Raw genomic sequence first — 14,804 nt, 5'->3', positions numbered from 1 at the left:
GCCACTGCCGAGCGGCTGCCGCTATGCTGCGGACCGACTGCCATGGCTGCAGTCCGACTGCCGTGCGTCTGCCGCCGGCGACAGGCGGGGGTGTCAGGAGCGGAAGATTCGCATGTCAGGAACGGTGCGTTTCGAGATTCTCGGTCCCCAGCGAGCCTGGTACGACGAGCGGGAACTCGATCTCGGTCCGGGCAAGCAGCGTGCGGTGCTGGCGGTCCTGCTGCTCACCCCCGGCCGTCCGGTGCCGACCGCGCAGATCGTCGACGCGGTGTGGCCTGACGACCCGCCCGCGAACGGGTCCAACGTCGTCCAGAAGTACGTCGCCGGGCTGCGCCGGGTGCTGGAGCCGGAACGCTCCCCGCGATCCCCCGGTCAGGTGCTGACCCTGACCGACGCCGGCTACGTGCTGCGGGTGCCCCCGGAGTCGGTGGACGCGGTCCGGTTCGAACGTACGGTCCGACGCGCCCGGCGACTGCGTTCCGAGGGGCAGGTCGCCGACGCGGTCGCCGCGCTGCGTTCGGCGCTGGACCTGTGGCGCGGCGAACCGCTCGCCGGCCTGCCGGGGTCGTTCGTCGACTCCGCGCGGCATCGGCTCGTGGAGCTGCGGGCGGCCGCACTGGAGACCCGGGCCGAACTGGAGCTGGAGCAGGGCCGGCACCGTGAGCTGGTCGGCGAGCTGGTGGAGATGGTGGCCGAGTTCCCGCTCCGCGAAGGCCTGCGGTACCAGCTCATGCTGGCGTTGCACCGCAGCGGCCGGCAGGCCGAGGCGCTGGCCGCCTACCGGGAGTACGGTGGCCTGCTCCGGGAGGAGTTCGGCATCGAGCCGGGCGAGGAGCTCCAGGACCTGCACCGGCGGATGCTCCGCGCCGACCCGGCGCTGATGTCGCCGGCCTCCGCCGAATCCTCCGCGACCATCGCGGCCCCCGACGGGGGTCCCGCAGCCGACGCCTCGGTTCCGCCGGCTTCCGGCCCTGCGGCGCCCGCCCCGGCGGCTGCCTCGCCGCCGGCCTCCGTCGCGCCGGATCCGGTTCCAGTGGCCGCCGGTCCGGCGGTCCCCGTGCCCGCTGCGGCGGCACCGGTCCCGCCGGCCGCCGCTACGGCAGTGCCGACTCGACTGCCGCCGACCGGACCGGCCGAGTCGGCGATCGGCGCGCCGGCTCCACCACCAGTCGGGTACGCCTCGACCCCGCCGGGCGCGACCTGGCCGGCCGCCGTACCCCTGCCGCCACCGGTGGCCGGGCTCACGGCCGGGCCGCCGCCGAGCCCGCACACGGGCGGGGCCGGCTACCCGCCGCCGGTTCCGTTCCCGGCGGGGACGCGTCCAGCCCGGCCCGGCCGGCCGCAGTCGGTGCCGCGCTGGATCAGCGTCGGCGCCACGATCATCGGCGCGCTGACCGCGATGCTCTCCTTCGGGCTCCTCACCTGGGTGGTCGTGCTGGTCTACGCCGCCTGGCGCAGGAGCTGGCGCAACGGGCTCGCGGCCCCCGCCTACCTGTTGTTCGCCGTCACGTTCGTCCTGGTGCTGGGCAGCGGGGACCCGGACGACGTGAGCGACGCCGAGGGTTTCCTGATCGTGGCCTGGCTGGGTGGCTGGGTGCTCGGCATCGTGCACACGATCCTGCTCAACGGGAGGATCTGGTCGGCGCTCACCGCGCGGGCCGGGGGAGCGGCCGCCCCCGTTCCGGACGAACGGCGGATTCGCCGAGAGCACGCCCGCCACCTGCTGCACCACTACCCGCCGGCCCGGGACGAGCTGCGCATCGGCCGGCCCGACCTGCCCCGCACGTTCGACGACGGTGGGCTGATCGACGTCAACGCGGTACCGGAGCAGGTGCTGGCCGCCCTGCCCGGCCTCACCGCCGACCAGTGCCGGCACATCGCGGTCGACCGCTGGCTGCGTGGCCCGTACGCCTCGCTGGAGGACCTGGCCGTTCGCTGCATGCTGCCGCCGAACCTCACAGAACCCCTCCGCGACCTGCTGCTCTTCCTGCCTCCTGCGCCGGCCCGCTGACCCCGACATCGACTCCGACATCGCCCGGCGATGGCGCACCCTGGGTCCTGAGCGCCGGCGCGAGATGGGGAGGCGTCCGCCGTGGCTGGTAGAAATGCCGGATGAGCCAGGATCGGGCGGCGGTACGGGAGCGGGCCGAGGCGGTGCTGCGGCGGTTGGCCGGCGAGCACGCCCGGCTCCGCGAGGACCAGTGGCGGGCCATCGAGGCGCTGGTGGTCGACCGGCGGCGGGTGCTCTGCGTCCAGCGCACCGGTTGGGGCAAGTCGGCGGTCTACTTCGTCGCCACCGCGCTGCTGCGCGAGCGTGACCGGGCGGCCGCGGGCGCCACCCCGAGCGGCGCGCCGGCCGGGGGTGGCACCCCGGGCGACACCGTGGGGCCGACGGTGATCGTGTCGCCCCTGCTGGCGCTCATGCGTAACCAGGTGGAGTCCGCGGCGCGGGCCGGAATCCGCGCCCGCACCATCAACTCCGCCAACCTCGACGAGTGGGACGAGATCACCACCGAGATCCACGCGGGCACGGTGGACGTGTTGCTGATCAGCCCCGAGCGGCTGAACAATCCGGACTTCCGGGACGGCGTGCTGCCGAAGCTGGCCGCCACCACGGGACTGCTGGTGGTGGACGAGGCGCACTGCGTCTCGGACTGGGGGCACGACTTCCGGCCGGACTACCGCCGGTTGCGCACCTTCCTCGGCAACCTCCCGACGGGCACGCCGGTGCTGGCGACCACCGCGACCGCCAACGCCCGGGTGACGGCGGACGTCGCCGAGCAGCTCGGCACCGAGCTGACCGTCGAGTCGGGGAGCGGCTCCGCGGGCGGGTCGGCGGGGCAGCGGGCCGACGTCCTCGTGCTGCGCGGTTCCCTGGACCGGGAGTCGCTGCGCCTGGGCGTGCTCGACCTGCCCAGCCCGGCGCACCGGCTCGCCTGGCTCGCCGACCACCTCGACCGGCTGCCCGGCTCGGGCATCGTCTACACGCTGACCGTGGCGGCGGCGGGGGAGGCCGCCGAGTTCCTCCGCTCCCGGGGCTATCCGGTCGCCGCGTACACCGGGCAGTCCGACGACGCGGACCGCCGGGCCGCCGAGCAGGACCTGCTCGACAACAAGATCAAGGCGTTGATCGCCACGAGCGCGCTGGGCATGGGCTTCGACAAGCCCGACCTCGGCTTCGTGGTGCACCTCGGCGCGCCGCCCTCTCCGATCGCGTACTACCAGCAGGTCGGCCGGGCCGGCCGGGCGGTGGAGCACGCCGAGGTGCTGCTGCTGCCGGGCGCCGAGGATGCGGCCATCTGGCGCTACTTCGCCTCGCTCGCCTTTCCCGCCGAGGAGCAGGTGCGGGCCGTGCTGGCCGCCCTGCACACCGACCGGCCGCTCTCCACCCAGGCCCTGGAGCCACTGGTCGACCTGCGCCGCGCACGGCTGGAGCTGATGCTCAAGGTGCTCGACGTGGACGGCGCGGTCCGCCGGGTCCGCGGCGGTTGGCTCGCCACCGGCGAGCCCTGGGTCTACGACGAGGCCCGGTTGCGGCGCGTCGCCGCCGCCCGCACCGCCGAGCAGCAGGCCATGCGGGAGTACGCGGCCACGCCCGGCTGCCGGATGCGGTACCTGCGGGAGTGCCTCGACGACGCCGGGGCTACCGACTGCGGCCGGTGTGACCGGTGCGCCGAGCCGCTGTTCGGCACCGAGGTCTCGCCGGCCGCGCTGAGCGCCGCCGAGACGTTCCTCGGTCGGCCCGGGGTGGAGGTCCCGCCGAAGAAGCTCTGGCCCACCGGGATGGACGCGGTCGGCGTACCGCTCAAGGGGCGGATCGCGCCCGCGGAGCAGGCGTTGGCGGGTCGGGCCGTGGGCCGCCTATCCGACCTCGGCTGGGGCGGCCGGCTGCGCGAGCTGGTCGGCCCGGAGGCGGCTGACGGCCCGGTGCCGGACGACGTGACCGCCGCCGTGGTCGAGGTGTTGAAGGCGTGGGCGCGCGGCGACGACCCCTGGCCGCGCCGGCCGGTCGCCGTGGTCGCGGCGGGTTCACGCAGCCGGGCCCGGCTGGTGGGCTCGCTCGCCGAGCGGATCGCCACGGTGGGCCGGCTACCGCTGCTCGGCCAGCTGCCACCGCCCGCGTCGCCGTCCGGCGCGGCCCGGGGCAACAGCGCCCAGCGGGTACGCGCGCTGCATGACGCCTTCACCGTGCCCGACGACCTGGCCGCCGCGCTGGCCGGCCTGGACGGCCCGGTGCTCCTCGTCGACGACCTGATCGACTCGGGCTGGACCATGACGCTGCTGGCGCGCGCTCTGCGTCGCGCGGGTGCCCCCGACGTGCTGCCGCTCGCCCTGGCGGTCGCCGGCTGATCGTCCGCGGCCGAGGACATCGGAGAAAGTTCCCGGGAGCGCGAAGTTGGGACGGTTGCCACGCCATCGGAACACCGGCCGGTCCTGCTCCTGCGCAGCGGTACCGTGGGCGCCATGGATCAGCAGGCTGTCACGCGTACGTATGCCGTCACCGGCATGACCTGCGAGCACTGCGTCCGGGCGGTCACCGACGAGCTCGCGGCGCTGCCGGGGGTCCGTGAGGTCCGGGTCGATCTGGCCAGCGGCACCGCCACCGTCAGCAGCGCCGAGCCACTGCCCGACGAGATGGTTCGGGCGGCCGTCGACGAGGCCGGCTACGAGTTGGGCTCGGGCGTTGCCTGACCAGGTCTCCGCGGCACCCGACCGCGGCACTGTCCGGCTCGCGCTGTCGGTCGGCGGGCTGGTGCTCGCCGTCCTGCTCGGCTTCGGTCTGGGCCGGCTCAACTCCGGCAGCGCCCCCACCGCGGTCGGCCTGGAGACCGCCGACCACACGCACCCGCCGGGAACCGCGCCGCACGACCACGGCAGTGTCTCCGGGACCGGTCAGGGCGCGGACGCCGAGGCCGGTGGCCTGGCGGTCAGCGCGGGCGGGTACACGTTCGCCCCGCTCGTCACCGGGTTCACTCCCGGACGGGAGGCGCAGTTCCGGTTCCAGATCCGGGACGCACAAGGCGAACCCGTCAACCGGTTCGCGATCGTGCACGACAAACCGCTGCACCTCATCGTGGTACGCCGTGACCTCACCGGGTTCCAGCACCTGCATCCGACGATGGCTCCGGACGGCACCTGGTCCGTGCCGCTCACCCTGCCTCAGGCGGGCACCTGGCGGGCGTACGCCGACTTCACCGCGGTGGCCGACAACGGCGCGCAGACGGCGGTGACCCTCGGCGTCGACCTGGCCGTGGCCGGCGGCTACGAGCCGCGTCCGCTGCCGGCCGCCGCCACCTCGGCGACGGTCGGCGGCTTCACCATCGACTACCAGGGCACGCCGCAGGTGGGCGCCACCGTGCCGCTGACGTTCCGGGTCGCCGCCGACGGCACCACCGCCGCATTGGAGCGCTACCTCGGGGCGTACGGCCACCTGGTGGCGCTGCGCGAGGGGGACCTCGGCTACCTGCACGTGCATCCCGAACCGCAACTGGTCGACGGGACCGTACGGTTCTGGCTGACCACGCCCGGCCCGGGCCGGTACCGGCTCTACCTGGACTTCCAGGTGGCGGGTGTGGTGCGTACCGCGGAGTTCACCGTAGTGGTGCCGTGACGGGTGCCCGTGCGGGTCGCGGGACGCGGCTCGGCACGATGTCCCGGCGGCGTCTCGGGACCGGCGTCCTGAGTCGGCCCCGCGTCGCCCGGATGGATGGTCAGCCGGCCCGGCGGACCGGGCGGCGCGCCAGGTAGCGCAGCAGGTCCCGGATGTGGTGCTTCTCCTCCAGTGGCACGGCCGGGTCGGCGAGCCGGTCCAGGATCACGCGGACGTCCGCCTCGACCGGACCTTCGTCGCCGCGGCGACGCGGGGTGGGGTTGGCATCGGGCAGGCCGAGGGCGCGGAACGCCGCGGCGACCGGGAGGTCCAGCGCGGCGCAGAAGCCACGGACCTTGGCCAGCTCGGGGTAGTCCTGCCAGTCGCCGGCGAGCCAGCGGAAGACGGTGGAGCGGCCGACGCCGGTGTGGGCGGCCAACTCGGTGACCGTCCAGCCCCGTTCGTCGCGAGCGTCATCGATGGCGCGTCGCACGAAGCGTGCGAAGGCCATCTGCGGTGAAACCTCTGCGGAACGCATCCCTGCGGGTCTTCCCTCTCGAGGCGGGACACCGGAGTTCGCATCCGAGAGTAGTACCGGAGGAGCTCGAAACAATTGACTGACCGCACAAAAGGTCCCGTCCACGGGACCTTTTGTGCGTCGCATCCGGACGAAAGCGGACAGAGGTGGTGATCGTTTCCTTCCGATCACCCGAGATCGACAGTCGTTCCCGGCGGTGCCGGCTAGCGAGGGCCGGACTGAGCGGTCGTGAACGGGGTCTCCGGACCGTCCGCAGTGGCCAGTAGGGTCTCCAGCCGCGGGGCAACCTGCCACTGATCGACAAGTTCCCGGTAGTCCCGGCGCTGCTCGTCGGTCGGTACGGCCCCGGTACGGCGGGCACGGATGAGCAGGTTCCGCGGGGTGTGCCGGGAATCGACGAACTCCACCACCTCGGCGCGGTAGCCGTGCAGCCGGAGCAGGCCGGCCCGCAGCGCGTCGGTGAGCACGTCCGCGAATCGTTCGCGCAGGATGCCCTGCCGCGTCAACAGCTCGTACGGGCTCGGAGCCGGTCGAGCCCGCAACTGCGCGGCGACGTCGTGATGGCAGCACGGCGCGGCGAGCACCCAGCGGGCGCCCCAGCGCACCGCCCGGGCCAGCGCCTCGTCGGTGGCGGTGTCGCAGGCGTGCAGGGCGAGTACCAGGTCCGGCGCCGGCTCGACCACCGCGTCGGCGATCGTGCCGGCCACGAAGCGGACCCCGTCGCCCCAGCCCAGTCGCTCGGCCAGCTCGGTGTTCCGGCGCCGCTGGTCCTCCCGGACGTCTACCCCGACCAGCTCCACGTCGAGCCCGCGCCCCGACAGGTACCGGTACGCGGCGAACGTGAGGTACGCGTTGCCGCAGCCGAGGTCCACCACGCGTAGCGGACCGGTCAGCTCCTCCGGCAGGGTCGCCGCGAGAGCCCGGAGGAACGCGTCGACCTGGCGACGCTTCGCGGCCGAGCCGCCGATCTCGGCGAAGATCGGGTCGCCCGGGTCGAGCAGGTACTCCTTCTCGCGGTCGTTGCCGGCGGGCGTGCCGGTCGGCCGGGTCGCCCTCGCCCGGTGCACCTGGGCATCCCCGGACTTGGTCACCCGCAGCTGGAGCGTCATGTCCGTGGTTTCCACATGCCAGTTGCCGAACGGCTCGGCGAGCAACGCGTCGATCGCGTCGGCCGTGTCCTGCCCGGGGGCGACGTTGCGGGTGAACGGGCGGGCGCCGTCAGAGGTGGCGATCTGCAGGCGGGGGCCCGCCTTCAGCGTCACCGGGCGCAGCTCCGCCCGTACGACCGAAGGGCGCAGCCCGCGGCGTCGCCCGGCGGCGACGGCCCGGGTCAGCGCGGAGTCGAGCAGCAGCGCCCGCACCTCGCCCAGCGCCCCATCCAACGATTCACCCATCCCCAAATCCCCTCTCCCGTCCCCAACCCACCCCCACCCCCCACCCCCACCCCGCGCTCCGGTGGGCCTCGTTCACGGAAAGAGTGGCTATCCGGCACGGAAAAGCCGCTCTTTCCGTGAAAGTGCGCCCAGGGAACCGGCGGGGTGAGGGGTGGGTGGAGGAGACAGGACGTCCCCCGGCCCGGTGGGCGGGGGACGTCCTGTCTAGGTCATGCTCAGTCGGCGGTGGTCGCCTCGGCCGGGGCGGCCCCTGCGGCGCTGCCACCGGGGCGTCGACGCCGACGCCGGCGTGGCTTCGGCGCCGCCGCCTCACCCTCCGCGCCGGACGAGACCGGCTCGGCGGTACCGCTGTTGGTGATCACCGCGGTCGGCTCGCCCTCGGTGACCACCTCGCCCGCGCGGCGGCGACGCCGGCGGCGCGGGGTCCTGCCGCCCTCGTCGCCGTCGCCTTCGACGGCCGCAGCCGTGTCCGGCTCCGACGACTCGCCGCGGCCACCGCGGCGACCCCCGCTGCGGCGACCTCGGCCGCCGCCGTCACCGCGACGCGAGCGGCTACCGCCCAGGTCCTCCTCGACCTCGGCCGAGAGCCCGGCCCGGGTCCGCTCGGCGGTCGGCAGGGTGCCGCTCACCTCCGGGGAGATGTGCAGGTCGGTGTAGAGGTGCGGCGACGTGTGGTACGTCTCCGGCGGCTCCGGCATGTCGAGCCCGAGCGTCTTGTCGATGATCCGCCAGCGCGGCATGTCGTCCCAGTCGACGAAGGTCACCGCGACACCGGTGGCTCCGGCCCGGCCGGTACGACCGATCCGGTGGGTGTACGTGTCCTGGTCCTCGGGGCAGTCGTAGTTGATGACATGGGTGACGCCGCTGACGTCGATGCCCCGGGCGGCCACGTCGGTGGCGACCAGAGTGTCGATCTTGCCGGCCCGGAACGCCCGCAGTGCCCGCTCACGCGCGCCCTGCCCGAGGTCACCGTGCACGGCGGCCACCGCGAAGCCGCGGAAGTCGAGGTCCTCGGCGACCCGGTCGGCGGCCCGCTTGGTACGCGTGAAGATCATCGTGAGCCCGCGCCCCTCCGCCTGGAGGATCCGCGCCACGATCTCGACCTTGTTGAGCGAGTGGGTGCGGTAGACCAGCTGTTCGGTCTGCGGCGACGGCCCGGTCTCGGCGGTGTGCCCGGCGTGGATGGTCACGGGGTGGCGCAGGAAGCGCCGGGAGAGCGTGACGATCGGATCCGGCATGGTGGCCGAGAAGAGCATGGTCTGCCGGTCGTCGGGAAGCATCGCGAGGATCTTCTCGACGTCGTCGAGGAAACCGAGGTCGAGCATCCGGTCGGCCTCGTCGAGCACCAGCGCGCGTACCCGGTCGAGTCGCAGCTGCTTCTGCTTGGCCAGGTCGAGCAGGCGGCCCGGCGTGCCGACGAGGATCTCGACGCCCTTGCGCAGCGCCTCGACCTGCGGCTCGTACGCCACGCCGCCGTAGATCGGCAGGACCCGGACGCCCCGGGTGCTGCCCGCGGTGGCGAGGTCCTTGGCGACCTGGAGACCCAGTTCGCGGGTGGGGACGACGACCAGCGCCTGCGGCGTGCCGTCGCCGCCCTCGCTCGGCGCCAAGACCCGCTCGAGCAGCGGGACGCCGAAGCCGAGGGTCTTACCGGTGCCGGTGGGCGCCTGGCCGATCAGGTCGGTGCCGCGCATCGCGATCGGCAGCGCGTACTGCTGAATGGCGAAGGCGTGGGTGATGCCGGCTCCGGCCAGCGCGTCAACGGTCTCCTGACGCGCGCCCAGCTCGGCGAAGGTCGGTGCTTCCGGTCGTGCCGGTGTGGTGGGGGCCGAAATCTGGCCCCCGGTGTTGTCCTGCGTCAATTCGCTCATCTGGATGTGGGGGTGCCCTCTCGTGGGTGCGCCCCGTCATCTCCGCAGGGCGCGTTCGGTCTGGCGCGGGCCACACGGTCGGGGGCATTTCGCCGAGCCGGACCGGGCCGCACGCGCGCCGGGGGGCCTGATTCAGATCAGATCGGCGCCCGCGGCAACTGTTCCATACTACCTGAACCGGCAGGGTGGCGTCCTGATTCCGGGTCGGGGGTGATCCACCGGGTGGTTGATCTGTGATGCAGCTCACATTTGGTGACCCGCCGAGCGTCCGCATCCGGGCGGGCCGTTGCCGCCCCTGTCGCCCCGTCACGGGGCCGCGCACCGGTGCCCCGAGCGGTAACCTGCGCTCGTGTCCGCCCCGACCACCCCCGGCGCCGCCGTCGCCGACCTGCTCGGCCTGGTCGCCCTCGGCGAGCTGCTCGCCTTCGAGCGGATGGCCGGCGACGCCCGGCTCGCTCCCGATCTGCGTCGCCGGGCCGCGTTGGGCGAGATGGCCGCCGCGGAGATCGCCAACTACCGCCGCCTCGCCGACCGGATCACGGCACTGGGCGTGGCACCGCAGGAGGCGATGGCGCCGTACGTGGCGGCGTTGCAGGCGTACCACGATTCGACCGAGCCGCGGGACTGGGCGGAGGCGGTGACCAAGGCGTACGTCGGCGACGCGATCACCGACGACTTCATCCGGCAGATCGCCGCTGCGCTGGACGAGGCGGACCGGCAACTCGTGCTCGACGTGCTGCACGAGTCGCGATACGCCGAGTTCGCCGCCGCGGAGATCCGGATCGCCATCGACGCCGACCCACGGGTGGCGCACCGGCTCTCGATGTGGGCCCGGCGGTTGGTCGGCGAGGCGCTCTCCCAGGCCAGCCGGGTCGCCACCGCCGATCGAGGGGCGCTCACCACACTGATCGCACAGGGGGAGCGGGTGAATGTCGAGGCGCTCTTCCGGCAACTGACCGCCGCGCACACCGAGCGGATGACCGCCGCCGGCCTGAACAACTGAGCCCCGGGCCAGAACGGCCCGGGGCTCACGGTTCCGGTGTCCGCGACGGGCGAGCCGCCGCGGACGCCGCGTGCGCCTATCGGACGGTGAACCCGACCGCTCGGGGGGACGCCTCGGCGATCTCGACGTAGGCGACCTTGTCGACCGGCACGATCACGCGCCGGCCCTTCTCGTCGGTCAGGGACAGCGTGCCGGAGTTCTTGGCGATGGCGTCGGTCACGATCTGCTCGATCTCGGCCGGCGCCTGCGCGCTCTCCAGAACCAGCTCGCGCGGCGCGTACTGCACGCCGATCTTGACCTCCACACGTGCCTCCTCAACTGGGGCGAAAGAGCCGCCGTGGGAAGGCTATCCGATCTCGGCCGTGACGGTCAGGCTGACTCACCTTGCCGGGTGACGCCGGACGGGTCCGCACGCTCCGGGACCGTTCAGGCCGACTCGTCCTTGAGCGGGAAGCTGGCGATGCCCCGCCAGGAGAGAGCGGCCACCAACGCCTCGGCCTCCGCCTTCGGCACCTGCCGCCCGCCGGCCAGCCAGAACTGTGCCGCGGTCTCGGCAGCGCCGACCAGGCCGGACGCGAGCAGTTCGGCGTGCGCACGGCTCACCCCGGTGTCGGAGATGATCGTGTCGGTGATCGCCGCGATGCAGCCCTGCTCGACCCGCTCGACGCGTTGCCGCACGGCCGGGTCGTTACGCAGGTCCGACTCGAAGACCAGGCGGAACGCCTCGCTCTCGTGGTCGACGAAGTCGAAGTACGCCCGTACGGAGGCGCCTACCCGCTCCTTGTTGTCGTCGGTGCCCCGCATCGCCTCCTGCACCTTGGCGACGATCGTGTCGCAGTGCGTGTCGAGCAGCGCCAGGTAGAGCTCCATCTTGCCGGGGAAGTGCTGGTAGAGCACCGGCTTGGAGACCCCTGCCCGCTCGGCGATGTCGTCCATCGCGGCGGCGTGGTAGCCCTGGGCGACGAACACCTCCTGGGCGGCGGCGAGCAGCTGCTTACGACGCGCGGAGCGCGGCAGCCGGGTGGGCCGGCCAGCGGTCTGCGCACCGTTCCCCACAGCGGTCATGGGAACCTCCGAGTTTCTTCGTACGAGCCGGCAGCATTACCCGAACCGGTCGGGCTCGATCGCCCGTCGCGGAATTGGCCCGCCGCTGTAACTTATCGCCACTGTCACCACACGGTAGCCTCAGCGGGGGCGACCAAGGAGCGCGCGGTGAGTGAAGCAGGGCAACCCGGTGCGGCCACCCCGGGAGAGCACGATGACGGGACGGGCCAGCAGCACGATCCTTCCCGCTCCGCCGGCGGATGGGCGCCCCCGGCGGCCGCCTGGCCCCCCGTCGGCGATCCAGGCCGGTCCGGCGAACCGGCGGCGCGCTGGGCGCCCGACCCGTCCTCCGGCTGGGCCACCTCCTCGCCCCGGCACGGTGATCTGCCGGCGCCGGTGGCCGGTCTGTCCGGTGACACCGAGCCCCCGAGCAGAGTGAACGGGCACCACGCCAACGGCGTGACCTATGCGGCCGACGAAGCGTCCCTGGGCCGGCCCGCTCCGGTCAGCGCCCCACCCGGCACCGGAGCCGACGAACGACGCGACCCTGGCAGCGAGCGGCTGGTGGTGCCCGCCCAGCGACCCGCCCCAGCGGCGGAGCAGACCTACGGTCCGAACGAGCCGGAGCCGGGCCCCGCACGGCACGTGTCCGATGAGCCGCCGGGCACCCGGCCACGCTGGGCCGAGCCGGGGTTGCCGACGTCGGCACCGCCCGCCGTCCAGGTTCCGCCGGTCGGTACGGCCCCGTCGGGGTTCGAGGTGCCACCGGGTTTCCAGGCACCCACCGCCGCGCCGTCCGCGGTCGAGGGCCACCCCCCGACCGAGCAGCACGGCCGGCCCGAGGCGTATCCGCCGGCCGGTGAGCAGGGCAGCCCGGCACAGTCGTGGGCGCCCACCGAGCCGTCGGCGGGCGAGCCCGACTGGTCGGGTCCGAGCTGGAACCGGCCGAGCTGGGGTTCGGCCTGGGCCCCGGCGTGGTCGCGATCCGGCGAGGAGCAGGCCCGCCAGGGGCGGGAGAGCGACGAGTTCCCCGGCCACCGGGCCGGGGAGCCGGTCGCGCCGTCGGGGCGCCGGTCGGCCGAGGCCGGCGAGCCGGTCGGCCGCCACGAGACCGATCCGCCGGCCGGACAGGAGCGCGAGTCCGACGAGCCGGCTCCGCACCAGGACCGGGACGCCGACGAGCTGACCGGGCGCCGGGCGCGCGAGGAGAGCAGGCCGGCCTGGGCGGGCGAGCCACACCAGCCGTACGAGCAGGTCCGGGCGGAATCGAGCCACCCGTACCAGCCGGTCCGCGCCGAGCCGATGCGGCCCTACGAGGCGACCCGTGCCGAGTCCGAGCCGAGCCCGGTGGACCGGCCGGCCTGGGCGGCGGGGCGGACGCCGCTCGCGCCGGCCGAGGCGTCGTCGGAGCCGAGTCCGCCGCCGATGGACCGGCCGTCGTGGGCCGCTGAGCGGCCGCTGCCCGGGTCCGAGCCGCCGGGTCCTGCGGTGGCGCCTGAGCGGCCGTCGTGGGCCGCTGAGCGGCAGCTGCCCGGGTCCGAGCCGTCCGATCCTGCGGTCGAGCGCCGTTCCTGGGAATCCGGGTCCGAGCCGACCAGCGTGCCGCCGGTGGGCTCCGCCGGCACCCCGGCCGGGCCGGCCGCTGTCGGCGGTCGGCCGTCCTGGGCCGGCGGATCGGGAGCGTCCTCGGCCGAGCGGCCGTCCTGGGCGGGCAGCCGACCGACGACGGTGCCGCCGGTCGTACGTGAAGCGAACCCGGCCGACCGCCCGGAGCCGACGCCGCGCCGTGCTGCCGAGGCCTTCCGTCGCCGCCCGGCCGAGGTGGATGTGGCGAACCGGATGGCGTCGGAGGCAGCCACCCCAGCCGCGATCACCGGCCGCCACGACCCTGACCCGGCGTCGGGCGTGAGCCGTGAAGCAGAGACCCGGACGGGTCCCGCGCCGGCCTCCGCCACGAGCGGAGCCGATCGCCATGACCACACCACCGCCGCGCCCGCCTCGGCGAGCGCGCCTGGATACGCGGCCCGTCGATCCGCGCCCGAGCCGGCACCCACGGCCGACCAGTCCGTCGGCCGGCAGCCGGAACCGGCGTCGGCGGTGCTGCCGCAGCGCGTCCCAGCCGAGCCGGACGTGCCAGTCGTGCCGGAGCCGCCAGCCGTGGAGCCACCCGCCGAAACGCCGCAACTCGCTCGCATCGCCACCCACCTGCGTCGTGACGACGAGCCCGCGCCGCCGCAGGAGCGGCCCGAGGGGTTCGACGTCAATGCGATCCTCGGCGCGGTACGGGAGGTCGCTGGCGTCCGTGACGCGTCGCTGCGGCGTACCCCGGCGGGTGCGCACAGCCTCCGCCTCGACCTGGCCGACGGCGCCGACCCGGCCGACGTGAGCCGGCAGGTCGCCCGTCTGCTGCAGGAGCGGATGGGGCTCGCCGCCGCCCCGCAGAACCTGCCCGGTCCGCCGGCCGCGCCCCCGGCGCCGGTCCGCCGCCGCAACGCCGCACGCGCCCCGGAGGCCACTCGTGCTGCCAGTGCGGCACGCGCCCCGGAGGCCACTCGTGCTGCCAGTGCGACACGCGCCCCGGAGGCCACTCGTGCTGCCAGTGCGGCACGCGCCCCGGAGGCCGCTCGTGCTGCCGATGTCGCTCGGGAGGTCCGCGAGGGCCGGTCCACCGGGATCGAGGGACGGGCGGCCGCCGAGGCGGCCGGCGGCGCTCCGCGTACCGAGCCGGATCCGCTGCGCCGGCGCCGCCCGATCGCTCCACCGCGTGGTCGGGCGACGGTGGACGAGGCGACGCCCGGCGCGGCCACCGGGAGCCCGGTGAACCTCGGCGCCTCGTACTCCGGCGCGCAGCTGACGACTACGGAGAGCGCGCCGTCGCGACCGTTGGACACCGGCGGACGCCCCGGCCCCCGCGTGGTGATCGATCACGTCCAGGTGAGCACGTTCGGTCTCGACGCCAATGTGGAGGTACGTCTCATCGCCGCCGGCGAGACCGCCTCCGGCTACGCCACCGGCCCGGCCGTCGACGGATACGTCCTGCGGCTCTGCGCGGTGGCGGCCGCGTCGGCCGTGGACGAGCTGCTGCGCCGCCCGGTCCTCTCCGAGGGTGGGCGTTGCTTCGTCGAGCATGTCGCGGTCGTGCCGTTCGGCAACTGCGAGGTGGCGACCGTGGTGGTGCTGCTGGTCTGCGACGGTTGGGTCGAGCAACTGGCCGGGTCGGCGCTCGTCGCGGGTGACCCGCGGCAGGCGGTGGTGCGGGCCACCCTGGCTGCGGTGAACCGTCGGCTGGAGGCGCTGCTCACCTGACGCTCGCCGAGCCGCCCTTTCCCGGCGACGCGCTGCCGCCGTGCGGTTGCGGGGGCAG

11 protein-coding genes are annotated in these 14,804 nt (G+C 74.5%); 6 read left to right on the top strand and 5 right to left on the bottom strand.

Going from position 1 to position 14,804, the window contains the following annotated elements; all coding sequences use genetic code 11:
- Window positions 1–112: 112 nt before the first annotated feature.
- The 4 genes from BXA10_RS30290 to BXA10_RS01500 all read left to right on the top strand — a co-directional run bounded on the left by BXA10_RS30290 (window position 113) and on the right by BXA10_RS01500 (window position 5,611).
- On the top strand, window positions 113–2,011 hold the full coding sequence (locus BXA10_RS30290) for an AfsR/SARP family transcriptional regulator (RefSeq protein ID WP_084752084.1): 1,899 nt from the start codon (window positions 113–115) through the stop codon (window positions 2,009–2,011).
- A gap of 101 nt (window positions 2,012–2,112) precedes the next feature.
- Window positions 2,113–4,350, top strand: coding sequence for a RecQ family ATP-dependent DNA helicase (locus BXA10_RS01510; RefSeq protein WP_076466733.1), 2,238 nt, complete (start codon window positions 2,113–2,115; stop codon window positions 4,348–4,350).
- A 114-nt stretch (window positions 4,351–4,464) separates the two neighbouring features.
- Window positions 4,465–4,692 (top strand): heavy-metal-associated domain-containing protein, encoded by a 228-nt coding sequence (locus BXA10_RS01505; RefSeq protein WP_076466732.1) that lies wholly within the window; start codon window positions 4,465–4,467, stop codon window positions 4,690–4,692.
- Window positions 4,685–5,611, top strand: coding sequence for a hypothetical protein (locus tag BXA10_RS01500; RefSeq protein ID WP_076466731.1), 927 nt, complete (start codon window positions 4,685–4,687; stop codon window positions 5,609–5,611). The genes BXA10_RS01505 and BXA10_RS01500 overlap by 8 nt, the downstream gene beginning before the upstream one ends.
- A 100-nt stretch (window positions 5,612–5,711) precedes the next feature.
- On the opposite strand, the gene BXA10_RS01495 is transcribed toward BXA10_RS01500, so the two are convergent.
- From BXA10_RS01495 to BXA10_RS01485, 3 genes are all read right to left on the bottom strand, one after another.
- Window positions 5,712–6,128 (bottom strand): helix-turn-helix domain-containing protein, encoded by a 417-nt coding sequence (locus BXA10_RS01495; protein ID WP_076466730.1) that lies wholly within the window; start codon window positions 6,126–6,128, stop codon window positions 5,712–5,714.
- Window positions 6,129–6,331: 203 nt separating this feature from the next.
- Entirely contained in the window at window positions 6,332–7,522 is a 1,191-nt protein-coding gene (locus tag BXA10_RS01490; protein WP_076466729.1) for a class I SAM-dependent methyltransferase, read from the bottom strand.
- 215 nt (window positions 7,523–7,737) lie between these two features.
- The gene (locus BXA10_RS01485; RefSeq protein ID WP_076466728.1) at window positions 7,738–9,393 is read right to left on the bottom strand and encodes a DEAD/DEAH box helicase; all 1,656 of its coding nucleotides are present in this window, start codon (window positions 9,391–9,393) and stop codon (window positions 7,738–7,740) included.
- 349 nt (window positions 9,394–9,742) lie between these two features.
- Here BXA10_RS01485 and BXA10_RS01480 point away from each other — a divergent pair, with 349 nt between their 5' ends.
- Window positions 9,743–10,396, top strand: a complete 654-nt coding sequence (locus tag BXA10_RS01480) for a ferritin-like fold-containing protein (protein WP_076466727.1) — start codon at window positions 9,743–9,745, stop codon at window positions 10,394–10,396.
- A 76-nt stretch (window positions 10,397–10,472) separates the two neighbouring features.
- On the opposite strand, the gene BXA10_RS01475 is transcribed toward BXA10_RS01480, so the two are convergent.
- On the bottom strand, window positions 10,473–10,700 hold the full coding sequence (locus BXA10_RS01475; RefSeq protein WP_076466726.1) for a DUF3107 domain-containing protein: 228 nt from the start codon (window positions 10,698–10,700) through the stop codon (window positions 10,473–10,475).
- Window positions 10,701–10,822: 122 nt separating this feature from the next.
- Window positions 10,823–11,461 carry a TetR/AcrR family transcriptional regulator gene (locus BXA10_RS01470; RefSeq protein ID WP_076466725.1) on the bottom strand — a complete coding sequence of 213 codons (639 nt, stop codon included), beginning with the start codon at window positions 11,459–11,461 and terminating at the stop codon, window positions 10,823–10,825.
- 1,281 nt (window positions 11,462–12,742) lie between these two features.
- Here BXA10_RS01470 and BXA10_RS32650 point away from each other — a divergent pair.
- Window positions 12,743–14,746, top strand: coding sequence for a hypothetical protein (locus tag BXA10_RS32650; protein ID WP_425436016.1), 2,004 nt, complete (start codon window positions 12,743–12,745; stop codon window positions 14,744–14,746).
- Window positions 14,747–14,804: the final 58 nt, after the last annotated feature.

This window comes from Micromonospora avicenniae (genome assembly GCF_900156065.1).
GTDB lineage: Bacteria > Actinomycetota > Actinomycetes > Mycobacteriales > Micromonosporaceae > Micromonospora > Micromonospora avicenniae.
Note: the sequence above shows the minus strand (reverse complement) of the source record. Positions and strands in the feature narration are given on the sequence as shown.

Bases quoted from the DNA above. Each gene is read 5' to 3' on its own strand.
- BXA10_RS01490 (WP_076466729.1), bottom strand. From the start codon at position 7,522: ATGGGTGAATCGTTGGATGGGGCGCTGGGCGAGGTGCGGGCGCTGCTG.
- BXA10_RS01495 (WP_076466730.1), bottom strand. From the start codon at position 6,128: ATGCGTTCCGCAGAGGTTTCACCGCAGATGGCCTTCGCACGCTTCGTG.
- BXA10_RS01510 (WP_076466733.1), top strand. From the start codon at position 2,113: ATGAGCCAGGATCGGGCGGCGGTACGGGAGCGGGCCGAGGCGGTGCTG.
- BXA10_RS01470 (WP_076466725.1), bottom strand. From the start codon at position 11,461: ATGACCGCTGTGGGGAACGGTGCGCAGACCGCTGGCCGGCCCACCCGG.
- BXA10_RS01485 (WP_076466728.1), bottom strand. From the start codon at position 9,393: ATGAGCGAATTGACGCAGGACAACACCGGGGGCCAGATTTCGGCCCCC.
- BXA10_RS32650 (WP_425436016.1), top strand. From the start codon at position 12,743: ATGCGGCCCTACGAGGCGACCCGTGCCGAGTCCGAGCCGAGCCCGGTG.
- BXA10_RS01505 (WP_076466732.1), top strand. From the start codon at position 4,465: ATGGATCAGCAGGCTGTCACGCGTACGTATGCCGTCACCGGCATGACC.
- BXA10_RS30290 (WP_084752084.1), top strand. From the start codon at position 113: ATGTCAGGAACGGTGCGTTTCGAGATTCTCGGTCCCCAGCGAGCCTGG.